At 56.6% G+C, this 23,339-nt stretch carries 22 protein-coding genes; 3 read left to right on the forward strand and 19 right to left on the reverse strand.

The genetic code is table 11. The features are described 5' to 3' along the window. On the reverse strand, positions 1-845 hold an 845-nt coding region (locus tag GC177_09005; GenBank protein ID MBI1276094.1), incomplete at its 3' end, for a hypothetical protein. 268 nt (positions 846-1,113) lie between these two features. Between GC177_09005 and GC177_09010 the strand changes: the two genes are divergently transcribed. Then, a complete protein-coding gene (locus tag GC177_09010) occupies positions 1,114-1,347 on the forward strand; it encodes a hypothetical protein (GenBank protein ID MBI1276095.1) in 234 nt (77 codons plus the stop codon). 261 nt (positions 1,348-1,608) lie between these two features. Here GC177_09010 and acnA read toward each other — a convergent pair whose 3' ends face one another. Then, positions 1,609-4,305: an aconitate hydratase AcnA gene (acnA, locus tag GC177_09015; protein ID MBI1276096.1), complete on the reverse strand. Its 2,697-nt coding sequence runs from the start codon at positions 4,303-4,305 to the stop codon at positions 1,609-1,611. Between the two features lie 134 nt (positions 4,306-4,439). Between acnA and ccmA the strand changes: the two genes are divergently transcribed. Together ccmA and GC177_09025 are read left to right on the forward strand one after the other, a co-directional pair. Next, the gene (gene ccmA / locus GC177_09020; GenBank protein MBI1276097.1) at positions 4,440-5,054 is read left to right on the forward strand and encodes a heme ABC exporter ATP-binding protein CcmA; all 615 of its coding nucleotides are present in this window, start codon (positions 4,440-4,442) and stop codon (positions 5,052-5,054) included. After that, entirely contained in the window at positions 5,051-5,692 is a 642-nt protein-coding gene (locus GC177_09025) for a hypothetical protein (GenBank protein MBI1276098.1), read from the forward strand. Before ccmA ends, GC177_09025 begins: the two co-directional genes overlap by 4 nt. Positions 5,693-5,878: 186 nt before the next feature. On the opposite strand, the gene GC177_09030 is transcribed toward GC177_09025, so the two are convergent. From GC177_09030 to GC177_09110, 17 genes are all read right to left on the reverse strand, one after another. Then, positions 5,879-6,433, reverse strand: coding sequence for a hypothetical protein (locus GC177_09030; GenBank protein ID MBI1276099.1), 555 nt, complete (start codon positions 6,431-6,433; stop codon positions 5,879-5,881). After that, positions 6,381-6,671: a DUF1467 family protein gene (locus GC177_09035; protein MBI1276100.1), complete on the reverse strand. Its 291-nt coding sequence runs from the start codon at positions 6,669-6,671 to the stop codon at positions 6,381-6,383. The genes GC177_09030 and GC177_09035 overlap by 53 nt, the downstream gene beginning before the upstream one ends. A gap of 12 nt (positions 6,672-6,683) precedes the next feature. Continuing rightward, entirely contained in the window at positions 6,684-8,333 is a 1,650-nt protein-coding gene (locus GC177_09040; protein ID MBI1276101.1) for an MBL fold metallo-hydrolase, read from the reverse strand. 66 nt (positions 8,334-8,399) lie between these two features. Further along, a complete protein-coding gene (locus tag GC177_09045) occupies positions 8,400-9,170 on the reverse strand; it encodes a type III pantothenate kinase (protein MBI1276102.1) in 771 nt (256 codons plus the stop codon). Further along, the gene (locus tag GC177_09050; protein ID MBI1276103.1) at positions 9,170-9,946 is read right to left on the reverse strand and encodes a biotin--[acetyl-CoA-carboxylase] ligase; all 777 of its coding nucleotides are present in this window, start codon (positions 9,944-9,946) and stop codon (positions 9,170-9,172) included. Before GC177_09050 ends, GC177_09045 begins: the two co-directional genes overlap by 1 nt. Positions 9,947-9,959: 13 nt before the next feature. Next, a complete protein-coding gene (nuoN, locus tag GC177_09055; protein MBI1276104.1) occupies positions 9,960-11,411 on the reverse strand; it encodes an NADH-quinone oxidoreductase subunit NuoN in 1,452 nt (483 codons plus the stop codon). A gap of 9 nt (positions 11,412-11,420) precedes the next feature. Next, positions 11,421-12,995, reverse strand: coding sequence for an NADH-quinone oxidoreductase subunit M (locus GC177_09060; protein MBI1276105.1), 1,575 nt, complete (start codon positions 12,993-12,995; stop codon positions 11,421-11,423). Between the two features lie 10 nt (positions 12,996-13,005). Continuing rightward, positions 13,006-14,934: an NADH-quinone oxidoreductase subunit L gene (gene nuoL / locus GC177_09065; protein MBI1276106.1), complete on the reverse strand. Its 1,929-nt coding sequence runs from the start codon at positions 14,932-14,934 to the stop codon at positions 13,006-13,008. 6 nt (positions 14,935-14,940) lie between these two features. Next, positions 14,941-15,267 carry an NADH-quinone oxidoreductase subunit NuoK gene (gene nuoK, locus GC177_09070; GenBank protein ID MBI1276107.1) on the reverse strand — a complete coding sequence of 109 codons (327 nt, stop codon included), beginning with the start codon at positions 15,265-15,267 and terminating at the stop codon, positions 14,941-14,943. A 2-nt stretch (positions 15,268-15,269) separates the two neighbouring features. After that, on the reverse strand, positions 15,270-15,860 hold the full coding sequence (locus GC177_09075) for an NADH-quinone oxidoreductase subunit J (GenBank protein MBI1276108.1): 591 nt from the start codon (positions 15,858-15,860) through the stop codon (positions 15,270-15,272). 89 nt (positions 15,861-15,949) lie between these two features. Further along, positions 15,950-16,432, reverse strand: coding sequence for an NADH-quinone oxidoreductase subunit NuoI (nuoI, locus tag GC177_09080; protein ID MBI1276109.1), 483 nt, complete (start codon positions 16,430-16,432; stop codon positions 15,950-15,952). 12 nt (positions 16,433-16,444) lie between these two features. Beyond that, the gene (nuoH, locus tag GC177_09085) at positions 16,445-17,461 is read right to left on the reverse strand and encodes an NADH-quinone oxidoreductase subunit NuoH (GenBank protein ID MBI1276110.1); all 1,017 of its coding nucleotides are present in this window, start codon (positions 17,459-17,461) and stop codon (positions 16,445-16,447) included. A gap of 1 nt (position 17,462) precedes the next feature. Then, a complete protein-coding gene (locus tag GC177_09090) occupies positions 17,463-19,505 on the reverse strand; it encodes an NADH-quinone oxidoreductase subunit G (protein MBI1276111.1) in 2,043 nt (680 codons plus the stop codon). 12 nt (positions 19,506-19,517) lie between these two features. Beyond that, the gene (gene nuoF, locus GC177_09095) at positions 19,518-20,846 is read right to left on the reverse strand and encodes an NADH-quinone oxidoreductase subunit NuoF (GenBank protein ID MBI1276112.1); all 1,329 of its coding nucleotides are present in this window, start codon (positions 20,844-20,846) and stop codon (positions 19,518-19,520) included. Between the two features lies 1 nt (position 20,847). Further along, positions 20,848-21,489 (reverse strand): NADH-quinone oxidoreductase subunit NuoE, encoded by a 642-nt coding sequence (gene nuoE / locus GC177_09100; protein ID MBI1276113.1) that lies wholly within the window; start codon positions 21,487-21,489, stop codon positions 20,848-20,850. A 15-nt stretch (positions 21,490-21,504) separates the two neighbouring features. Further along, positions 21,505-22,686, reverse strand: coding sequence for an NADH-quinone oxidoreductase subunit D (locus GC177_09105; GenBank protein MBI1276114.1), 1,182 nt, complete (start codon positions 22,684-22,686; stop codon positions 21,505-21,507). A gap of 11 nt (positions 22,687-22,697) precedes the next feature. Beyond that, on the reverse strand, positions 22,698-23,339 hold the full coding sequence (locus tag GC177_09110) for an NADH-quinone oxidoreductase subunit C (GenBank protein MBI1276115.1): 642 nt from the start codon (positions 23,337-23,339) through the stop codon (positions 22,698-22,700).

Below are 23,339 nucleotides of genomic sequence, written 5' to 3' on the forward strand. Positions count from 1 at the left end.
ACACCGCCGGCAATATCGTAGGTCTCAAGCTCTTCGGAAAAGGGACGGATGAAATCCATCACCGGGCGCACCAGGTTAAGCACCTGCAGCGCCATGGCATTTTCGCTATTTTCAATATTCTTTTCAAACACGGAGAACAGGCCGTACCCCAGCACCAGCCCCTGAACCAGGCCGATGGCAATCCGGCCGATCGGGTTGCCCGTGCCCTGGGAAATGGAATCAACCAGCGTATTTTCCGCATCGTTAATCAGGTCGCCCACCATCGGCATATGCTTGACGGCGGCAAAATTCGTGTCCACCACGCGGCGGACAAAATTGATGATATCGTCCGTCTGACCGACGGCATTGGCAATGCCCATCCAGGTTAATGCCTTATCCACCTGATGTTCATTGATATTTAGGTTCTGCGCCTGGTCCTCGGTCAGGTGCCCCTGTTCCGTCAGCAATTGGCTGCCTTTTTCCACGCCCATAATGGCCAGGTCGCGCGCGCCATGGCGCAGGTCCACAATGCGGTCAGCAATCCAGTCACCCGTGCCGAACAAGCTGATATTACGAAAGATTTTATCACCCAGCGTCAAAAAGGTGAACAGCGGCCCAACGCGCAGCAACCCAAGCGGGTTGAAGGACAGCCGGTCGCCATACATGTCGTGCTTCACTTTCAGCACACCAAACTGGTTCAAAGTATTGAAAAAATGCTGAGCTTCCTCAGGATCGCTCTCATTCAGCGTGGAGGCAAGGGCCTCCATATTGTTCAAACCGGCCTGTTTTTTGGCCGCAAACGACTGAAATCCCTGCATAATAGCGGGAACTCCCTGGCCATTTGGGTCCATCGTCTGGTCGGTCATAACACTCCAATCCTTAAACCATTATAGCAAGGATTGTGAAACAAATATGAAACGACCGTTGAAAATGCTGGGTTTGCAATAGTTGTGTCATCAGACTTCTTTACCTCCCCTCGTCATCCTGCGCGCAGTTGTAGGGCAAGCATGGATACCAGCCTGCGTCGGTATGACGGAAAGAAAGAGCCTCTCCAGTTTGCTGCTTCGTTGCTATAAGCGTTGTAAGTATAGATGCTATTTATACAATAGGCATATGTAAAATAAGGAGGAAACTATGAATAAGAAGCTCAAAGTAGAGAAAAACAGCGATAATATGACGCACCAATGGGCAAATGTGGCTTATTTGGGAGCCGTATGCGCATTTCTCCATACAAATAAAAATATCTTTTTTGGCGGCGCAATCCCCACTATTATTGCCATGGCGCTACTATTTGTAGTGCTTTTTATAATCAAACTAAAAATAGAGCTTGATAGACACCGACTACCCTCTTCCCTCTTCCCTCTGTAGATGGAATAGATATCAATGGAATACTGTTGTTGGAAATACACTGCTACTCATTTTTGCATTTATCTGTCTAGGAACAATCATATCCGAAACAACTGCCAAGTAGGGTTGCACTCCAGTCCGCATCAGCATTGTTGGATTACGATAGATATCACGTTCTGTCATCCTGAGCGCAGCAACGGATCTTTCTAAAATCCGCACACAGCTCCTTCGCTTCGCTCAGGAAGACAACTATCCTATTCATCATTCACAGGAAAACGTTCCTCAAGCCGCCTTGCGCTTGCCTTGCTCCAGGATCTGACGCACCACATACGGCATAATGCCGCCATTGGTGTAATATTCCACCTCATCGAGCGTATCGACACGGCAAAGCACAGACACATCCAGCGTGGAGCCATCCGCCCGCTGAATATGCAGCGACAGATCCATGCGCGGCTTCAGGCCCTTTTCAAGCCCCTGAATCGTAACGATTTCATCGCCTTTTAGTCCAAGCGTCTTGCGATCCGTCCCGGGCTTGAAGGTCAGCGGCAGCACGCCCATGCCCACCAGGTTTGAGCGGTGAATACGCTCGAAACTCTCGGCGATCACGGCTTTCACGCCCAGAAGGATGGTCCCCTTGGCTGCCCAGTCGCGGGAGGAGCCCGTGCCATACTCCTTACCGGCGAAGATCACCAGCGGGGTGCCGTCGGCTTTATATTTCATGGCTGCATCATAGATGCTCATCTGCTCGCCGGTCGGCACATATTTGGTCAATCCGCCCTCGATGCCGTCGAGCATCTCGTTTTTCAGGCGGATATTGGCGAAAGTACCGCGCATCATCACCTCATGATGGCCGCGACGCGCGCCATAGGAGTTGAAGTCGGCAGGCTGTACGCCGTGCTCCGTCAGGTATTTCGCTGCCGGGCTGGTTTTGGAGATGTTACCGGCCGGGGAAATATGATCGGTCGTGATGCTGTCGCCCAGAACAGCCAGAACGCGGGCGTTCTGAACCGTGCCAATGCCGCTCGCCGTTTTCTGCATTCCTTCGAAATAAGGCGGGTTGGCAACATAAGTGCTGTCGCCCTGCCAGTTGAAGGTCTGGCCTTCTTTGACCTTGATGTGCTGCCAGCTGGTCGTTCCGGCAAACACGTCCGCATAGCGCGTTCTGAACATAGTCGCGGTCACGTTTTTCAGCACCGTTTCAGCCACCTCGGCATTGGTCGGCCAGATATCCTTCAGGTAGACCTTCTTGCCATCCGACGTGGTGGCGATCGGGTCTTTCATCAGGTCAATATTCATGTTGCCTGCCAGCGCGTAAGCCACCACCAGCGGCGGGGAGGCCAGGTAATTCACCTTCGTCAGCGGGTGAACGCGACCTTCAAAGTTACGATTGCCGGAAAGCACGGAGCCAACCACCAGGTTGCCATCCTTGATCGCCTGCTCAATCTCAGGCTTCAGCGGGCCGGAGTTACCGATGCAGGTCGTGCAGCCATAACCAACCAGGTTAAAGCCAATCGCATCCAGGTCCTTATCCACGCCCGCATGCGCCAGATATTCCGTCACCACCTGGGAGCCGGGGGCGAGGGAGGTCTTCACCCACGGTTTCGCCTTCAGGCCCAGTGCATTGGCTTTTTTCGCCACCAGACCAGCCGCCAGCATCACGTTGGGGTTGGAGGTGTTGGTACAGCTTGTAATGGCCGCAATCACCAAAGCTCCATGCTCAAGGTCATATTTCCCACCGACGGAGATCTTGGCATCCGGTTTGGCATCGCCAACAAGGGTAGGGAAGTCGGCCTTGTATTTCTCCGCAGCTTGGGACAGCGCAATCTTGTCCTGCGGGCGTTTCGGGCCGGCAATGCTCGGCTCCACGGTGCTCATATCCAGCGACAGCGTGTCGGTGAACACCGGGTCGGCCATACCGTCCACGCGCCACATGCCTTGCGCTTTTGCATAGGTTTCCACCAGCTTGATGGTCTCTTCGTCGCGGGCGGAAAGCTTCAGGTAAGCCAGCGTCTCGCCATCAACCGGGAAGAAGCCGCAGGTCGCGCCATATTCCGGCGCCATGTTGGCAATCGTCGCGCGGTCGGCCAGCGGCAGGTTGGCCAGGCCGTCGCCGTAAAATTCCACAAACTTGCCTACCACGCCTTTTTTGCGCAGCATGTTGGTCACGGTCAGCACCAGGTCGGTCGCCGTCGTGCCTTCCTTCAATTTACCGGTCAGTTTGAAGCCCACCACTTCCGGCAGCAGCATGGAAACCGGCTGGCCGAGCATCGCCGCTTCCGCCTCAATGCCGCCCACGCCCCAGCCCAGCACTGCCAGGCCGTTGATCATGGTCGTATGGCTGTCCGTGCCCACACAGGTATCGGGGTAGGCATAGGTCTTGCCGTCTTCTTTCTTCGTCCACACCACCTTGGCCAGATATTCCAGGTTCACCTGGTGGCAGATGCCGGTGCCCGGCGGCACCACGCGGAAATTGTTGAATGCCTTGCTGCCCCAGCGCAGGAATTCATAACGCTCCTGGTTGCGCTCCATCTCCAGGTCCACGTTCTCTTCAAACGCTTTGGGAGAGGCATAATGGTCCACCATCACCGAGTGGTCGATCACCAGGTCTACCGGGCAAAGCGGGTTGATGTTGGACGTATCGCCGCCGAGGGCCGTCATGGCCTCACGCATTGCGGCCAAATCCACCACCGCAGGCACGCCGGTAAAATCCTGCATCAGCACGCGGGCAGGACGGTAGGCAATCTCTTGCTCAGACACGCGGGTATTCAGCCATTCACCGATGGCCTTGATGTCATCCACGGTTACGGAGCGCTCATCCTCAAAACGAAGCAGGTTCTCCAGCAGCACCTTCATGGAAAAGGGCAGGCGGCTGAAATCAACATTCAGGGCTTTACCGGCTTTTTCGATGGAAAAATAATGATACGTATTGCTGCCTGTGCTCAGGGTGGTGAGCGTTTTCAGGTTATCCAAACCGGCCATTGAAGTACCCCATTTAAGAAAATTGTTGTCTACGTAGCGTGTTATTTGCTGTGGTAGGTTTGTCAGCTATAGCTTAAAGAATGGTTATCGCAACCTCGCGTTACATGGGCGCGCTATAAAGGTTTTTGGGCCTTATGCTGACATTAAACCAGCTTACCATCCGCCGCGGAGGGGTGCAACTGGTTCAAGACCTTGGAATCACGCTCTTTCCGGGCGCATTACTCCTGCTGCGCGGCCCCAACGGCAGCGGAAAAACCAGCCTGCTGAAAATCATCGCCGGCAAGCTAAAACCGGCCGAAGGTACGGTGGAGTGGAATAAAACGCCGGTCAATAAACAGAGCGACTATTGGCGTGAATGCCAATATCTAGGTCATAACAATGGTATGTGGCCTGAACTTACAGTAGAAGAGAATCTTTATTACTGGGCAGAGGCCTTCGATGCGCTGCCCGCCTTGCCGATCGCTGTTCATTTGTGGCAACTCAAGGCAATCCTTCATCAGCCCTACAAAGACTTATCCCAAGGATGGAAACGCCGTGTCGCCAACGCACGCATGCTGTTAAGCCCGGGAAAATGCTGGCTTCTGGATGAACCAATGGCGAACCTGGACAGGGAAGGCGCCTACATACTCGAAACAATTATCCACAGCCGTTGCCAGCAGGGCGGAATCGTTGTGGTTTCCAGCCATATTGATATGGATATACCTGGAGCAATGGAGATAAATATTGATGATTATCAGGAAAATGAATGATTATTCTAACCAATAACATCAAGCAGGCCTTATGGCTCGGCTGGCGCAAACAGGGCGTGCTGTACCAAAGCCTTAGTGTTTTTGCGCTGGTGCTTGTTTTTGGTGTCTATTTGACGCTGCCGGGCGCCGCCACCATGCCGCTATGGCTGGTGATGAGCTGGCTCGGCATTAGCTTCGCCGCGCTATACGGGCAGGAATGGTGGTTTGACGAAGAGCTGCAGCAGGGAACCCTGGAAATCATGCAAACACGCCCATTGCTACTGGGAGGGTGGGTGGTGGCCAAGTACCTGGCGTTTCTGTGCTGTGTGATGCTTCCAATGGGCCTGGTAGCATGGTTGATAGCATGGGGAGCAGGCCACGAAAACATGCCTGGATTAGCCACGTCATACGCGCTGGCAATTGTCGCGCTGGGCGCATTTGCATGCTTAGGTGCAGCGCTCACATGCGCCATCTCACAGCGGGGAAGCATCAGCTATTGTTTGCTGCTGCCAATGATGCTGCCGATATCGATCATGGGATTGCTGAGTGCGCACAACACACAAATGCTCGTCGGATTGGCCGCATACACAGCGCTTATATTGCCCATTTCCATAGGGCTCAGCATCATGCTGGTGCATCACGCCGCAAGCCAGGAATAGAGCCAGAAACAGGGCGTTTTTAGGCCCCCTGACCATGCACAAATATATCGCATAATGTATATTATGGAAAATACATCGCGATATTGCATGCTTCAAATCAGGCCTGAAAACACTATATGCGCCATATCGCGCAACATAAGGCAAACACTGGGCTTGCGCAGCATGCGCTAATGGCGAGCTGAAGGATTATTCTTCGCTACACGGCTCATTTGCTGCGTTTGCAGCGTCATTGAGCGACTTGCCATTGAGCTGTCCATTCTCATCAAACGTAACGGTGCCAAGCTGTATGGCAGTCAGGTTTTTATCGAGATGTTTGTTGTGAATCGGATACGCGTCATTGAGGTTTTTCTGCAGCGGAATCGTGACGTCTTTCGCATCCATTTCCATAGGTTCCGTGCCGGGTGCGTAAGGCGATGAAACCTGCCAGCCTTCAGCCGTTTTACCGGCTTCATACATGGTGCCGTCCTTGGGCTTATGCAATGCGGAGTGACACGGGCGCTTGGGCAGCTCCGGCACAACGGAAGCGCCGTCTTGCACAACATCCTTCCCTTCCTGCAGCACATCTCGCCCCTCATGCACCACATCTCGCCCCTGATGAAGCACATCGCGGCCGTTATGGGGCAGATCAGCGGCAAAACAGTAAGTTTGTACTGAAAAAAAAGAAAACAAGGCCGTGAAAAATATAGTTTTATTGTGTCTTTTCATGCTGTTTTTGTTCCCATTCCTGCCAGTTTTTGACATGCAGCATCTTCTCGATGGAAAGATGTCCATAGTGAATCACAGCAAAATACATGCCAGTGAAGAGCAGGCACAGGATCGTCGCCCAAACCGCTTTTTTACCAAGCTTTATGCCTGCAGGGGCCCCTGTGGATTGCCCTGGGACAGGTGCCTCTTCCACCTGGTTGCCGATGGGAAGAAGCAAAAAGAAAAACAGCCACCAGCTAAATGAAAAAACAACAATAAATGACGGAAAATCCATAATTTATTACACTTATCCCAACATATGTACAATGACATAAGGGCGTTTATCGCATTCACGCTCCAGAAACCTGCGGGCCGCCTGCTCCACGCGCTTGCTGATCGCCTCACCCTGCTTTTGCCGTCGCGTCAGGGCCTGTTCTTCCAGATGCAGGCGTAATTCATCAATCAAGCCTCTGTCCTCATGAGCATCCAGCAATCCTGGCGCGCTGATGCGAATATCCATCTCATCGTCGTCATCCATCAACAGGCTGATAAAAACAGCCCCGTTATCCCGCACTCTGGCCCGTGTTTTCAGCACATCGCCGTTCAGCGGCAGCAGGCTGCTGCCATCCACTGCGTAATACCCGGCCTGAACCTGCCCGGTGATGCGCGTCTGCCCTTCCGCAATCTGAATAACCGCGCCGTTGAACGCCTCCACCGTCTCTGGCACGCCTAATTCCCGCGCCAGCGCGGCATGCTTATGCAGGTGCCGCGCCTCGCCATGTGTGGGAATGGCAATTTTCGGCTTCAGCCAGCCATATAGCTGGCGCAGTTCCTCCCGCGCGGGATGGCCGGAAACATGGATCGGCGCGTCATAGGAGGTAATCACCTCGATACGGTTGCGCACCAGCGCATTCTGCAGCATGCCGATGCGCACGTGGTTGCCCGGGATATCCCGCGAGGAAAAACACACCGTATCCCCGGCGGAAAGCCGCACCACGGGATGATCGTTATGGGCGATACGGCTAAGCGCCGCGCGGCCCTCCCCCTGGCATCCCGTCGCCAGAATCAGCACCTTGTGCCGGGGCAGCTCCATCGCCTGCTTATCGGTCAAAAACGGTGGATATTGCGTGAGATAGCCGCTTTCCCGCGCCGCTTCCGTCGTTCGCCAGAGCGAACGCCCCACCAGCGCCACATGCCGTCCGGCCGCCTTGGCCGCAGCGCAGATACTGTCCACACGCGCCACATTGGTGGCAAATGTGCCCATCACCACCCTGCCCTTGCAATGGGCAATCACCTCGGGCAGGGCCTCGGCCACCTGCCCTTCGGATCCGGATTCTCCCTCCACAAACACGTTGGTGGAATCGCACACCAGCGCCAGCACGCCTTTTTCGCCAATCGCCTTGAGCCTGGCGCTGTCCGTTGCCTTGCCGATCACCGGCTGGGGGTCCAGCTTCCAGTCCCCCGTATGGAAAACCGTACCCTTATCCGTGTGGATGATGACCGCATGCATTTCCGGTATGGAGTGGGTAATCGGTTCAAATTCAATGGAGAACGGCCCGAATGTCAGCCTGGTATCGGCCTGGTATTCCCGCGTCACCAGTTTATAGGGTGATTGGTTATCCACCAGCTTGGCATCGATGATACCCTTGGCCAGCGGGCTGGCATAAATCGGGCAGCGGATGGCATCGGCCAGGTAGGCGATCGCCCCGATATGATCCTCATGCGCGTGGGTGATAATCAGCGCCTGAAGCGCGGGCCCAAGCTCTTCCATGAAGGCCAGGTCGGGCACCAGCACATCCACCCCGGCAATATCCTCATGTGCAAACCCGATGCCCAGATCCACCATGATGGCCTTGCCCTGGTAGATATAAAGGTTGGCATTCATGCCGATTTCGTCCGAACCGCCCAGCGGCACGAAATAGAGTGTTTCAGGTGATAAATCTTTAAATCGTAGCATGGTGTTTCTTAATCAAAAAGGTTCATTAGCCTGTAGGCCCAGTGGCCCAAAGAAGCCATATGTTTCTTATGCAGCAGCCTTATGGATCATCCAGAGCCCTTGCATGGTGAGGTCAGGCACGTGATGCTGAATGCTTTTCACCTCATCCATGATCAGCGTTGCCAATCCCCCCGTGGCCAGTACGGTCGGCTCTCCCATATCGGCCCTGAGTTTTTCAATGAGCCCGCCGATCATGCAGGCATAGCCATAATAAATGCCGGACTGCATCGCCCCCACCGTATCCTTTCCCACCACACCGTCACGCGGTTTGGCGAAATTCACCGAGGGCAGCTTGGCCGCGGCATCATGCAGTGCCTTGAGCGAGATATTGGGCCCCGGCGCAATAATGCCGCCCACATAGTGCCCGCGCATGTCCACCACATCGAAGGTCGTTGCCGTGCCAAGGTCCAGCACAATCAGGTTGGGCCCGAATGTCTCGCGCGCGGCAAAGGCGTTCACGAGTCGGTCGGCCCCAAGTTCCTGCGGGTTGCGCAGGTCAACCGGCATATCGATGGGCAGGGATTCGTCCCCCACCATGCGGCACATCACATGGCAGAGTTTTTTCACCGCCTCTTTCACCGTACCGTTCAGCATCGGCACCACGGAGGCGGCAATGGCATGCGTCACACTGCCATAGGCGATGCCTTTCAGGCGAAACAACCCTTCCAGCGTCAGCATAAACTCATCCGCTGTCTGATAACGATGCGTGGCAATGCGCCATTGCGCATGGATGCCGCCGTCATCGTTAAACAGCGCCACCACGATATTGGTATTGCCCACATCGATCGCCAGCAACATCAGCCATTCCCCTCAAGCAGCACAACTTCGCCGGCGGCGATGCACAGACGGTCTTTGTCGGTTTTCAGGCAAAGCGCACCATCCGCGTTGATCCCGTCATAACATCCCGTCAGCACATCATCCCCCTGCCGGACCCGCACCTCGCTACCCACGCGGAAGGCAAATTCCGCCCATGTTTCATGGAAGGGTGAAAACCCATGCTTCCCCCATATGCCATAAGCTTCAAGAATGGCCTGACGCAAAGGCGCGTAATGCGCGGCCGCCACGGCTGAGGCCATGAACGAGCTTTGAAGCGACACCGCCTCATCCTTCATCACAGCGGGCGATTCCAGCAGGTTGATCCCGATGCCGACCACAAGAAAATCCCCTTCCGCCTCCAGCAGAATGCCCCCTGCCTTGCGGCCCTGCCACAACAAGTCGTTCGGCCATTTCACCACAAGCTGCTCCGGTGATTGCATCAGCCCGCGCAGATAACGGCACACAGCCATCCCAAACACCAGCGACAGCTGCGCATGAAACTCCAGCTCCGCCTTCTGCAATGCGACCGACATCATAATATTGCCGGGAAGGGAGAACCATTCGCGCCCGTGCCGCCCCCTGCCCCGGGTCTGGCTTCGCGCCGCCAGCGCCAGCCCGTGCCTTGCATCGCCCGCACGACATAAATGCTTTAAAGCGTCGGATGTGCTCTCCACTTCCTCCAGCACAATAAGAGGAAACACACCTTTCGTGTCGGAAAACGAGTAATCATCCACATGATTCTGGTCAGGCTTTGCCATAAGCCTCTCTACATTACATCAATGCGCTGGCGGCAAAATGCCCTGCATCGATGAGCGGCTGCGGGTAAAACACATAAAGGCATGTCAGCGCGGTGCCCGCCAGCGTGACGGCCTGAACCGACCGTGAACGCACAAAGCTGAGTGCCACCGCCGCATCGTCAAACCAGATAAGCTTAACGATACGGATATAATAATAAGCGCCGACCACACTGCACAGCACCGCCACAACGGCCAACCACACATACCCCGCCTGCACCACGGCCTGAAAGAGGATGAATTTGGCGAAAAAACCAGCCAGCGGCGGAATGCCCGCCATGGAAAACATCAGCGCGCTGATGGCGAATGCATGCCAGAAATGGCTTTTGGAAAGCCCCGCCATATCGTCGATGGATTCGATATAGCCACTGGCGTTCTTCAGGCTCAGCATGCAGGCGAACATGGCGGCGGACATGGCCACATAAATCAGCAGATACAGCACCATCGCCTCATAGGCTGCGGGCGTATTGACCGCCAGTGCCATCAGCATATAGCCCACATGGCCGATGGAGCTGAAAGCTAGCATGCGCTTGATGTTGCGCTGCCGAATGGCCGCCACCGCGCCGATGATCATGGATGCCACGGCGACAAACAGCAGCAATTGCTGCCAGGAAGCGGCCAGGCTGCCGAACGGCTCCATCAGCACGCGCGAGAAAAGCGCCAGCGCGGCCACCTTGGGCGCCGTGGCGAAAAATGCGGTGATGTAGGTCGGCGAGCCCTGATACACATCCGGCGTCCACATATGGAACGGCACGGCGGATACCTTGAAGCACAGCCCCGCCACGATAAACACCACCCCCAGCACCATCATGGCGGAAGCGCCGCCGGATTCCTTGGCGAAACTGGCGATACCCGCAAATGAGGTGGTGCCGCTGACGCCATAAACCAGCGAGGAGCCATACAGCACAAAGCCGGAAGCAATCGCGCCCAGCACGAAATATTTCAGCCCGGCTTCCGTCGAAACCAGGTTTTTCACATCGCCCGAAGCCAGCACATACATGCTCAGGCTCGCCAGCTCTAGGCCCATGTAAAGCGCAATCAGATCATTGGCGGAAACCATCAGCATCAGGCCAACGGTTGCCAGCACCACCAGAATCGGCATCTCAAACCCGATAGCCCGGCCGGAACGCTCCTCCTGTTTGAGATGCCCCGCCATCATCAGCAGCACCAGGCCTGAAGCTCCCATCACCAGCAGCTTAAACACCAGGGTGAACTCGCTCACGCGCACCATGCCGTAAAACGCTTCCCCCACACGGAGGGAGCCCGGTTCCACAGCTACGGCAAACGCCACAGCCACGCTGCCGAGCAGCAGATAGCACATCTGCGAGGCCTTGAAGCCCGGGGAGAAAGCCCCCGCCACCAGCAGCAGCATGGCCACAATGCTCAGGAATATTTCTGGCAGAAGAATGGTGATGTCAAACATGCTGATCGGCATAATTTATTCCTGATTCAGGATGGGCTGTTCATGGCTGATGGTCAACGCCTCGCATCCATGAATGGCGGATTGGTGAGAATAATCGCAAAACTCATGTAATACACGCCCAATAGCTGGCTGCATGCTTTGCAGCAGCGGCGTCGGGTAAATGCCGAGCGCCAGCACCAGAAGCAACACCGGGGCGAAAGCAAACCATTCACGCGCATCCAGATCGAGCATTTTCTTAAGATCAGGTTTGGTCAACTCGCCCAGCATGATGCGGCGGTATAGCCACAGCGCATAAGCCGCGCCGAGGATCATCCCCGTGGCCGCCAGCAGCGTGATCAGCTTATTGGCGCTGAAAATACCGAGCAGCACCAGGATCTCTCCCACGAACCCGGAAGTACCCGGCAACCCAACGCTGGCCATAGTAAGAAACAGGAACACGAACGCATAGGCAGGCATACGCTCAACCAGCCCGCCATAGCGCGCAATCTCCCGCGTATGCAGCCGGTCATACACCACGCCCACGCACATAAACAGCGCGCCGGACACAAGGCCGTGGCTGATCATCTGCATCATCGCGCCCTGGATGCCCTCATTGCTGAAGCTGAAAATGCCGAGCGTCACCATGCCCATATGCGCCACCGACGAATAGGCGATCAGCTTTTTCATATCCTGCTGAACCAGCGCCACCAGCGAGGTGTAGATCACCGCAATCACGCTCAGCCAGTAAACCAGGTCGGCATAGTAAACGCTAGCGGCGGGCAGCATCGGCAGCGAAAACCGGATGAAGCCGTACCCACCCATTTTGAGCAGAATACCCGCCAGAATGACCGACCCCGCCGTCGGCGCTTGCACGTGCGCATCCGGCAGCCAGGTATGGAACGGCCACATCGGCACCTTCACCGCGAAGGAAGCAAAGAAAGCAAGCCACAACCACTTCTGGATTTCCAGAGGCAGTTTGGGCAGTTGTTGCGTCACCAGCACGATATCGGTCGTATGCGTCTGGTTATAAATATAAAGCAGCGCCACCAGCAGCAGAACCGAACCAAGCAGCGTATATAGAAAGAACTTGAACGCCGCATACACGCGGTTATCCCCGCCCCAGATACCGATGATCAGGTACATCGGTATCAGCATGCCTTCAAAGAACAGGTAGAACAGCACCATATCCAGCGCGCAGAACACGCCGATCACGAAACTCTCCAGCACCATGAAGCAGACCAGATAGGCCTTCAGACGCTTCTCGATCGCCCCCCACCCAGCCAGAATGCATATGGGCTGCAGGAAGGCCGTCAGCATCAGCAGATACAGCGAAATCCCATCCACCCCAAGGTGGTAGGAAATATTCATACCCGGAAACCAGGCGATGTTCTCAACGAACTGATAGCCCGCGGAAGCATGGTCGAACCGCCACCAGAGCACGGCGGAAAGCGCCAGCGTCAGCAGGGAGAAAAACAGCGCGACCCATTTGACGCCACAACGGTCGGCCTGCGTCTCATCCCGCATCACCAGCAGCACGAGACTGCCGATAAGCGGCAGCAGAATAAGGCTGCTCAGGATGGGCCATTGCGTGGAGATGACAGTGTCGAGCATGGTCAATCCGTTAACGTAGCAAGGTGAAGGCAAGCAGGGCGAAAATGCCGAGCATCATCGCCAGGGCGTAATGGAAAAGGTAACCGCTTTGCAGGCCGGAAAGCCGGTTGGCGGCATATTGAGTAAGGCGCGCCAGGCCGTTGGGGCCAAGCCCGTCGATGATGCGCACATCCACCAGCTGCCAGAAGCGGCGGCCAAGCGCCAGCGCTGGCTTGACGAACACGGCGTCATACAGCTCATCGATGTACCATTTGCGCCACAGAAACTGATGGATGGGACGGAGCGCAAGCTTCAGTTTGTCAGCCGCAGCCGGGCTCTTCAGGTAAAGGTAATAGGCAGCCAGCAGGGCAAACAGGATCGGCAGTTTCGTCACCCACCAGGCAACCGGGTGGCCATGCGCCAGTTCCAGCACCTCGTTATGCGGGCCGATTTTGATGGCACCGTTCCAGAAGTTCAGCTCCTGCGACAGCACATCGAAATAATGCACGCCCACATAACCTGCGCCAAGACTTCCCGCGACCAGCAGCAACAGCGGCGCCCACATGATGGCCGGAGCCTCATGCGCATGCTTATGCACCTTTTTGTCGCCGCGCTCCTGGCCATGGAAGGTCAGGAACAGCAGGCGGAAAGAATAAAAAGCCGTGAGGATGGAGGCGATAAAGCCGAACACAAAGGCGAATTCCCCCGCATCCGTATGCACCGCGAATGCCGACTGCAGGATGACATCCTTCGAATAATAGCCGGCCAGCGGTGGCACGCCCATCAAGGCAAGCGAGCCGATGAGCATGAAGGCGTAAGTGATTTTCATTTTCGGCGCGAGCCCGCCCATGCGCGTCATATCCTGCTCGTCATGCATGCCGTGGATTACCGACCCCGCGCAAAGGAACAGCAGCGCCTTGAAAAACGCGTGCGTCACCAGATGGAAAATACCGGCCGCGTAAGCCCCCACCCCGCAGGCGAAGAACATGTAGCCCAGCTGACTGCAGGTGGAATAGGCGATCACCCGTTTGATATCCGTCTGAACCATGCCGACGGTTGCGGCAAACAGCGCAGTGAACCCACCGACCACCGTCACCACCACAAGCGCCTCCGGCGACAGCTCAAACAGTGGGGAACAACGCGCAACAAGGAAAACACCCGCCGTCACCATGGTCGCCGCGTGAATGAGCGCGGAAACAGGCGTAGGACCTTCCATGGCGTCCGGCAGCCAGGTATGCAGACCGAACTGGGCGGATTTTCCCATACAGCCAATGAACAGAAGCAGGCAGATCAGCGTGATCGTATGCCACTCATGCCCGAGAAAGAAGGTCGTATGGGTAAGGTAGGCGGAGCTTCCCGCCGCGGCAAATACATCGCCAAATGTCAGCGTGCCGAAGGTGAGATAAATCAGCAGAATGCCCAGCACCATCCCGAAATCCCCGACCCGGTTTACAATAAACGCCTTCATCGAAGCCGCATTGGCAGATTCGCGCTTGAACCAGAAACCGATCAGCAGATAGGACGCAAGCCCCACCCCTTCCCAGCCGAGAAACAGTTGAATGAAATTATCGGCCGTCACCAGCATCAGCATGCAGAAAGTGAACAACGACAGATAAGCCATGAATCGCTGCGGATGCGGGTCATGGCTCATATAGCCGACCGAGTAGATATGCACCACGGTGGAAACCCATGTCACCACAATCAGCATAACGGCTGTCAGCGCATCCAGATGCAGCGCCCAGTGGATGTTAAGATTGCCGACGGAAATCCACGGTGCAATGTCCTGCACAAACGCATGCTTGTTCATCACCACATCGTTAAACACCATGCCCGCCAGCACAGCCGATCCGATCATCGGCAGCACGGTCACAATCTGCGCGATGCGCGGCGAAATAAAACGCACCGTCGTTCCGGCAAGCAGAAACCCGATCAGCGGCAGTAAAACAACCCAGAGCGCCATGTTGCGTTACCCTTTCAACTGGCTGGCTTCATCCACGGCGATGCTGCCATGGCTGCGATAGAAGACGACGAGAATGGCAAGGCCGATGGCGGCCTCAGCCGCCGCGACCGTTAAAATGAACAGGGAGAATATCTGCCCCGTGTAATGCCCGTGCTGAACCGAAAAGGCCACCAGGTTGATATTCACCGCCAGCAGCATCAGCTCCACCGACATCAGAAGCGTGATGACGTTCTTACGGTTGGCCACGATGCCGAAAATACCGATAGCAAACAATGTGGCGGAAACCAGCACATAATGCTCAAGCGAGATATTCTGAAAAAACACCGCATCCATACCTACACCCCGCTACCTGTCTTGACATCCACCAGCGCCACGCCGTCCTTTTTCTTACGCATCACCTGCTTGCGTACAACCTGGCGGCGCACATCCTTGCGGTGGCGCAGCGTCAGCATAATGGCCCCGACCATCGCCACCAGCAGGATGAGCCCGGAAAGCTGGAACGGATAAATATAGCTCGTGTAAAGCTGGGCGCCGATGGCGTGAACATTGGTCACCCCATCCGTTGCAGCACCCGCAGGAATTTTTTTGATATCCGGTGACAGACGCTCATAAACCAGCGCAACAAAGCCGGCCAGCATCACCAGCCCAAGCGGCAGCATCCGGTTAAAGCCCTGCTTCACGCTTACCAGGTTTACATCCAGCATCATCACGACGAAGAGAAACAGAATCGCCACCGCGCCCACATAAACAATGACCAGCGTCATGGCGAGATATTCCGCCCCGATCAGCAGGAAAAGCGCCGCTGCGTTGAAAAAGCAGAAAATCAGCATCAGCACGGCATGCACGGGCTTTTTGGTGGTCACCACCGTCAGGCCGCCCAAAATCAGCAATGCCGCGAACAGGTAGAATAAAATGGTGGCAATCATCGGGATACCTCAATCGCCTGAGCTATAGCTTGGCCGTTCCACAATGTCGACATGTTGTTATGCATCTTCAAAACACCACAGCATCTGGTTTAACGGTAGGGCGCATCGTCCAGCAGGTTAGCTGCAATTTCAGCCTCCCACCGGTCGCCATTGGCAAGGAGTTTTTCCTTATTATAGTAAAGCTCTTCGCGCGTTTCGGTCGCGAATTCGAAATTCGGCCCTTCAACGATGGCATCCACCGGGCATGCCTCCTGGCAAAAACCGCAATAAATGCATTTGGTCATATCAATGTCGTACCGCGTGGTGCGGCGGCTGCCGTCGGGACGCACTTCGGCTTCAATGGTGATGGCCTGTGCCGGACAAATGGCCTCGCAGAGTTTGCAGGCAATGCAGCGTTCCTCGCCATTGGCATAGCGGCGCAGCACATGCTCCCCACGAAAACGAGGGCTTAAAGGCCCTTTTTCAAAAGGATAATTCAACGTGACCTTGGGCTTGAACATGTAGAAAAGCGTCAGCCACAACCCGTACACGATCTCTTTCAGAAAAAAGACTCTGCCCGCATAATTAAGCATTATATCAACTCCTTAGGCGGGCAAATTGCCGGTATAAATTAAAAATCCGGCGGTAAGAACCACCCATAACAATGTGAAAGGCAAGAAGAATTTCCAGCCAATGCGCATAAGCTGGTCATAACGGTAACGCGGCAGGGTCGCCCGCATCCAGATGAAACAGAACAACATGAACACGACCTTCAGCACAAACCAGACCAGCCCGGGAACCATGTTCAATGCCGGCATATCCATCGGCGGCAGCCAGCCTCCCAGGAACAGGATGGTGCTCATCCCGCTCATCAGGATCATGTTGGCATATTCCCCAAGGAAAAACAGCGCAAAAGGCATGGAGGAATATTCCACGTTATAACCGGCCACAAGTTCGGCCTCGGCCTCGGGCAAATCGAACGGGTGGCGGTTGGTCTCCGCCAGCGTGGAAACAAAGAACACAATCGCCATCGGGAACAGCGGAATCACGAACCACATCTTCTTCTGCGCCATCACGATATCCGACAGATTCAGAGAGCCCACGCACAGTAACACCGTAATGATGATAAGACCGATGGAAACCTCATAGGAAACCATCTGCGCGGCCGAGCGAATCGCCCCAAAAAAGGCGTATTTGGAGTTGCTCGCCCACCCGGCGATGATGATGCCGTAAACCCCGAGCGAGGAAATCGCGAGCAGGTACAGCACCCCCACATTGATATTGGCCACCGCGCCTTGTTCGGCGAATGGAATAACCGCCCAGCCAAGCAATGCCAGCATGAAGGTGATCATCGGCGCCAGCAGGAACAGCAGCTTGTTCGCGCCCGACGGAATGATGGGCTCCTTGAACATCAGCTTCATACCGTCCGCAATCGGCTGCAAAAGCCCGAAAGGCCCAACCACGTTCGGCCCCACGCGCAGCTGCATGGCGGCAATCACCTTGCGCTCCATCAGCGTCAGGTAGGCCACCGCGCCAATCAATGGCACCAGCACCAGCAGGATATGCCCCAGCAATTGCAGCAGCGGCATCAGGTATTCATTAAGAATGCTCTGCCAATCCATGTCAGGCCGCCTCTTTGGAAGATAGTTGTTGCAGGGCGCGCGTGCATTCCGCCATGGTTTTGGACGCGCGGCTGATCGGGTCGGTCATATGGAAATTCTCGATAACCTGAGCAAATGGAGCATTCCCGATAGCGCCCTTGCCTCCGAACGCCTGCCATTTCACGGGGCGGATGGCATCCAGCTCCAGCAGATGCGGATATTGCTCGCCAAGATCGGCGCGTAACGCCTCAAGCGTATCATAATTCAGCGGATGCTTGAGATAATCGGACAGTGCACGAATAATCTTCCAGTCCTCACGGGCCTCGCCTGGCGGCAGTACGGCTACGGCCGTACGCTGTACGCGCCCCTCCGTATTCACATAGGTGCCGTCCTTTTCCGTATAGGCCGCCCCTGGCAGAATCACATCCGCCCGCATTGCCCCGGCATCGCCATGATGCCCCTGATACACCACGAAAGCCTTGCCCAGGCGCCTGGTATCCAGCTCATCCGCCCCCAGCAGAAACACCACATCCATGTTACCGGCTTCAGCGGCATCCAGAATCTGCGACGTGCTGCGGCCATTGGCCCCGGGCACAAAGCCGATATCCAGCCCGCCCACACGGCCCGCCGCCGTGTGCAGCACATTAAAGCCGTTCCAGCCGTCCTTCACCAGGCCAATCTGCCCGGCCAGCTTGTAAAGCGCCTGAAGAATCGCCCCGCTATCGTCACGGTTGAGCGCCCCCTGCCCGACAATGATCATCGGCCGTTCGCTCTTGGCAAAGAATTTGGCAACCGCCTCGCCCTTGGTGATCAGCTCAGGCTTGTTTCCAAGCCATTCCACGGGGTAGGTCAGCTCGCAGGGCTCACCGATCGCGGCCAGTTTCAGCCTGCTTTTCAGATATGCCTTGCGCAGGCGCGTGTTCACCAGCGGCGCTTCCAGGCGCGGATTCGTGCCAATCAGCAGCACCGCATCCGCCTGCTCAACGCCCGCAATCGTGCTGTTAAAGCGGTAGGAAACCGGCACGCCCGCATCGACTTGGCTGCCGTCCTGGCGGCAATCCATATTTTGCACGCGCAGGTGCTGGAGCAGCTCCTTCAGGGCGAACATGCTCTCTACCTCCACCAGGTCGCCCGCAATCGCGGCGACCCGGTCAGGGTTTACGCCATCCATCTTGGCGGCGATGGTCTGGAAGGCCTCCTCCCAGCTTGCGGGCTGAAGCTTGCCGCCCTTGCGGACATAGGGACGATCAAGACGCTGCGCGCGCAGCCCATCGCATGCATGGCGCGTTTTATCGCTGATCCATTCCTCGTTCACCTGCTCATGGATACGCGGCAGAATGCGCATCACCTCGCGCCCGCGCACATCTACGCGAATATTGCTGCCAACCGCATCCAGCACGTCGATGCTTTCCACCGGGCGCAGCTCCCATGGGCGGGCACGGAACGCATAAGGACGCGACGTCAATGCGCCCACGGGGCACAAATCCACCAGATTGCCCGACAGTTCGGACGTAATCGTCTGGTCCAGATAGGTCGTGATTTCCATATGCTCGCCACGGCCGATCGCCCCAAGCTCTGGCACACCGGCCACATCCTGCGCAAAACGCACACAGCGCGTGCAATGGATGCAGCGGGTCATCTGGGTTTTCACCAGCGGCCCCATGAATTTCTCTTCCACCGCGCGTTTATGTTCGTGAAAGCGGCTTTCACCGCGGCCATAACCCATCGCCTGGTCTTGCAAATCGCACTCGCCGCCCTGATCGCAGATCGGGCAATCCAGCGGGTGGTTGATCAGCAGAAATTCCATCACCCCTTCACGGGCTTTTTTCACCATCGGGCTGTTGGTCTTCACCACCATCCCCTCGCCCGCCGGCATGGCGCAGCTGGCCACAGGCTTGGGCGCGCGCTCCACTTCCACCAAGCACATGCGACAATTCCCGGCAATCGCCAGGCGCTCATGGTAACAAAAGCGCGGAATTTCCTGCCCGGCGGCTTCGCATGCCTGAAGCACCGTCGCCCCTGCCGGTACTTCCACTTCCTGACCATCAACAACGAGTTTGACCATGCTCATGGGCTCCTAGGCGGCGTGTATATGGGTAGGGTTCACGGGCTTGTGATGCCCGGGCAACTTCACTTTCGTGCGCTGATATTCCGTGATGCGGCGCTCCAGCTCAGGACGGAAATGGCGGATAAGCCCCTGGATCGGCCACGCAGCAGCATCCCCCAGCGCACAGATCGTATGGCCTTCCACCTGGCTGGCCACATCCAGCAACTGGTCGATGTCGCTGATTTTCGCATCGCCAATCACCATGCGCTTCATGCTGCGATACATCCAGCCCGTGCCCTCGCGGCAAGGCGTGCATTGCCCGCAGGATTCATGCATGTAAAAATGCGACAGCCGGGCGATCGCTTCCACAATATCCGTACTTTTATCCATCACGATCACCGCCGCCGTGCCCAGACCAGACTGAACAGCGCGCAGGCTGTCGAAATCCATCGTCACCGTATCGCAGATATGCTTGGGCAGCACCGGCACGGACGACCCGCCCGGGATAACAGCCAGCAGATTGTCCCACCCGCCGCGCACACCACCCGCATGGGTTTCGATCAACTCACGCAAGCCGATGCCCATCTCCTCTTCCACGTTGCATGGATGGTTCACATGCCCGGAAATGGAGAAAATTTTGGTGCCCGTATTGTTCGGCTTGCCCAGTGCGGCGAACCATTCCGGCCCGCGGCGCAGGATGGTCGGCACCACGGCAATGGTTTCCACGTTATTGATCGTCGTCGGGCAGCCATAAAGTCCCGCACCGGCAGGGAATGGCGGCTTCAGGCGCGGCTGGCCCTTTTTGCCTTCCAGGCTTTCCAGCAACGCGGTTTCCTCACCGCAGATATAAGCCCCTGCCCCACGATGGACGTAAATATGAAATTCCCAGCCCGTTCCAGCGGCATTCTTGCCAAGCATCCCGGCCTTATAGGCCTCCGCCACCGCGCGCTCCAGCGCCTCGGCCTCGCGGTAATATTCCCCGCGGATATAGATATACGCCGCATGCGCCCGCATGCAGAAACCGCCGATCAGGCAGCCCTCCAGCAGCTTGTGCGGCTCGTTACGCATAATCTCCCGGTCCTTGCAGGTGCCGGGCTCGCTCTCATCCGCGTTCACCACCAGGTAATGCGGCTTGTCCTTCACCTCCTTCGGCATGAAGGACCATTTCATGCCCGTGGCGAAACCCGCCCCACCGCGCCCGCGCAACCCGGAGGCTTTTACCAGCTCGATGATCGCATCCGGCCCCTTGGCAAACAGCGACTTCAGCCCCTGCCAGTCACCACGCGCCATGGCGGAATCCAGGTCAGCGCCTTCCTGGCCGTAAAGGTTGGTGAAGATACGGTCCTTATCGCTCAGCATCTCACGCGCCTTTTTTCTTGGAGGATTTCTTGTCGCCCGCCATTTTTAGCGTGGCCGTCTTCAGCGTGGTCGGCCCGCCTTCCGGGCATGAATGCAACCGGCCGTTCTGCGGCCCCGGCTTCACGCTTTTGCCCGCGGCCAGCTGGTCAATGATGCTCTTCATCTGGTCGGGCGTCAGGTCTTCGTAATAATCGTCATTGATCTGCACCATCGGTGCGTTGGCGCACGCGCCGAGGCATTCCACCTCCACCAGCGTGAACTTGCCGTCCGCCGTGGTCTGTTTCATCCCCACGCCGAGCTTGTCCTTGCAGGCTTTGAGAATATCCTCCGACCCACGCAGCCAGCACGGCGTCGTGCGGCACACCTGAATGAAATGCTCCCCCACCGGCGCCAGGTTATGCATGCTGTAAAAACTCGCCACCTCATAAGCGCGCATCACTGGGATGCGCAGCATATGCGCCACCGTCTCGATTGCCGCGCGCGGCAGCCACCCGCCGCACTGGCGCTGCGCCAGATCAAACAGCGGCAAAATAGCACTGGCCTGCTTGCCCGCTGGGTATTTTTTCAGAACAACATCAACCTTTTTCTGATATTCGCTCGAAAAAGCGAAGCTCTCCGGTTGTTCCTTAGCTGGATGAAACATCAAGGTCTTGGGCTCCTACCGGTCAATTTCACCAAACACGATATCCTGCGTCGCAATCACCGCCACCACGTCGGGCAGCATGTGGCCGCGCGTCATGAAATCCAGCGCCTGCAAATGCGCAAACCCCGGCGCGCGGATCTTGCAGCGGTACGGCCGGTTCGTCCCGTCCGAAACCAGATACACGCCGAATTCGCCTTTCGGCGCTTCCACGGCCGTGTAGGTTTCACCCGCGGGCACGTTGAAGCCTTCCGTGTAGAGTTTGAAGTGGTTGATCAACCCTTCCATCGTACGCTTGGCAATCTCACGGCGCGGCGGCGCGATGCGCGGGTCTTCCGTGATCACCGGGCCGGCGGGCATCTGCTCAATACACTGGCGCATGATATGGATGGATTGATAGATTTCCTCCACCCGCAGCAGGTAACGGTCATAGCAATCACCGTTCTTGCCGATGGCCACTTTGAAATCCATCTTGTCATACACGTCGTAAGGCTGCGCCTTGCGCAAATCCCAGGGAACGCCGCTGCCGCGCAGCATCGCGCCGGAAAAGCCCCAGTTGCAGGCATCCTCACGCGTCACCACGCCGATATCCACCATACGCTGCTTAAAGATGCGGTTATCCGTCAGCAGGTCTTCCATATCCTTCATCACCTTGAGGAAGGAATCACAGAACGCGTCGATATCCTCAAGCATCCCTTTCGGAATATCCTGATGCACCCCGCCCGGACGGAAATAGGCCGCGTGAAACCGCGCACCGCTGGCGCGCTCCTGGAATTCAAGCAGCTTTTCACGCTCCTCAAACATCCAGAGCAGCGGCGTCATCGCCCCCACATCCAGCGCCTGCGTGGTGATGTTGAGCAGATGGTTCAGGATGCGTGAAATCTCGGCGAACAGTACGCGGATATATTGCGCGCGCAGCGGCACCTCGCAGCCCAGCAGCTTTTCCACTGCCAGCGCAAATGCATGTTCCTGGCACAGCGGCGCCACATAATCCAGCCGGTCGAAATAAGGCAATGCCTGGGTATAGGTCTTATACTCGATCAGCTTTTCCGTGCCACGGTGCAGCAGGCCGATATGCGGGTCCGCGCGCTCCACCACCTCGCCGTCCAGCTCCAGCACCAGGCGCAGCACGCCATGCGCGGCCGGGTGCTGCGGGCCGAAATTCAGCGACAGGTTTTTGATCTCAACATCTTGGTTCATAGGGGCCTGCGTCATGCGACCTTGCCTTTGGTATTGTCAGTAGCCGGTTTGGCATCCTCCCCCGGCACATGCGTCGGGCGCGGATAATCCGCCCCTTCCCATGGGCTGAGGAAATCGAAATTGCGAAAATCCTGCGTCAGCTTCACCGGCTCATAGGCCACGCGACGCTGCTCAGGGTCGTAGCGCACTTCCACAAAACCCGTCAGCGGAAAATCCTTGCGCAGCGGGTGGCCGTCAAAGCCGTAATCCGTCAAAATACGGCGCAGATCCGGATGGCCGGAAAAGAACACGCCATAAAGGTCATACACCTCACGCTCATACCAGTTCGCCCCGGCGAACACATCCACCGCCGAAGGTACCGGCGTCAGCTCATCCGTCCACACCTTCACGCGGATGCGGCGGTTATGCGTCAGGCTCATCAGGTGATAGACGATCTCGAAGCGCTCTTCGCACTGCGGGTAATCCACGCCGGAAATATCCGTAAACATTTTGAATTCGCATTTCGGGTCGTCCCGCAAAAACTTCAGCAGCCCGATGATATGCTCACGCTCGGCTTCCAGCACCAGCTCGCCATTGATGAACAGACCGCCCGCCACCAGCGGCCCGGCCTTCTTCTCGATATACTGTGCCAGCGAAATCAGGTCCTCACGCAT

This window comes from bacterium (assembly GCA_016124905.1).
Taxonomy (GTDB): domain Bacteria; phylum Pseudomonadota; class Alphaproteobacteria; order Rickettsiales; family RI-342; genus RI-342.

Bases quoted from the DNA above. Each gene is read 5' to 3' on its own strand.
- GC177_09110 (MBI1276115.1), bottom strand. From the start codon at position 23,339: ATGCGTGAGGACCTGATTTCGCTGGCACAGTATATCGAGAAGAAGGCC.
- GC177_09045 (MBI1276102.1), bottom strand. From the start codon at position 9,170: ATGTTGCTGGCGATCGATGTGGGCAATACCAATATCGTGGTGGCGCTG.
- acnA (MBI1276096.1), bottom strand. From the start codon at position 4,305: ATGGCCGGTTTGGATAACCTGAAAACGCTCACCACCCTGAGCACAGGC.
- GC177_09010 (MBI1276095.1), top strand. From the start codon at position 1,114: ATGAATAAGAAGCTCAAAGTAGAGAAAAACAGCGATAATATGACGCAC.
- GC177_09105 (MBI1276114.1), bottom strand. From the start codon at position 22,686: ATGAACCAAGATGTTGAGATCAAAAACCTGTCGCTGAATTTCGGCCCG.
- GC177_09025 (MBI1276098.1), top strand. From the start codon at position 5,051: ATGATTATTCTAACCAATAACATCAAGCAGGCCTTATGGCTCGGCTGG.
- nuoI (MBI1276109.1), bottom strand. From the start codon at position 16,432: ATGCTTAATTATGCGGGCAGAGTCTTTTTTCTGAAAGAGATCGTGTAC.
- nuoE (MBI1276113.1), bottom strand. From the start codon at position 21,489: ATGTTTCATCCAGCTAAGGAACAACCGGAGAGCTTCGCTTTTTCGAGC.
- GC177_09090 (MBI1276111.1), bottom strand. From the start codon at position 19,505: ATGGTCAAACTCGTTGTTGATGGTCAGGAAGTGGAAGTACCGGCAGGG.
- GC177_09030 (MBI1276099.1), bottom strand. From the start codon at position 6,433: ATGTCAAAAACTGGCAGGAATGGGAACAAAAACAGCATGAAAAGACAC.
- GC177_09050 (MBI1276103.1), bottom strand. From the start codon at position 9,946: ATGGCAAAGCCTGACCAGAATCATGTGGATGATTACTCGTTTTCCGAC.
- nuoL (MBI1276106.1), bottom strand. From the start codon at position 14,934: ATGGCGCTCTGGGTTGTTTTACTGCCGCTGATCGGGTTTCTGCTTGCC.
- ccmA (MBI1276097.1), top strand. From the start codon at position 4,440: ATGCTGACATTAAACCAGCTTACCATCCGCCGCGGAGGGGTGCAACTG.
- GC177_09035 (MBI1276100.1), bottom strand. From the start codon at position 6,671: ATGGATTTTCCGTCATTTATTGTTGTTTTTTCATTTAGCTGGTGGCTG.
- GC177_09040 (MBI1276101.1), bottom strand. From the start codon at position 8,333: ATGCTACGATTTAAAGATTTATCACCTGAAACACTCTATTTCGTGCCG.
- nuoK (MBI1276107.1), bottom strand. From the start codon at position 15,267: ATGGATGCGGTGTTTTTTCAGAATATCTCGCTTGAGCATTATGTGCTG.
- GC177_09075 (MBI1276108.1), bottom strand. From the start codon at position 15,860: ATGATTGCCACCATTTTATTCTACCTGTTCGCGGCATTGCTGATTTTG.
- nuoF (MBI1276112.1), bottom strand. From the start codon at position 20,846: ATGCTGAGCGATAAGGACCGTATCTTCACCAACCTTTACGGCCAGGAA.
- nuoH (MBI1276110.1), bottom strand. From the start codon at position 17,461: ATGGATTGGCAGAGCATTCTTAATGAATACCTGATGCCGCTGCTGCAA.
- GC177_09060 (MBI1276105.1), bottom strand. From the start codon at position 12,995: ATGCTCGACACTGTCATCTCCACGCAATGGCCCATCCTGAGCAGCCTT.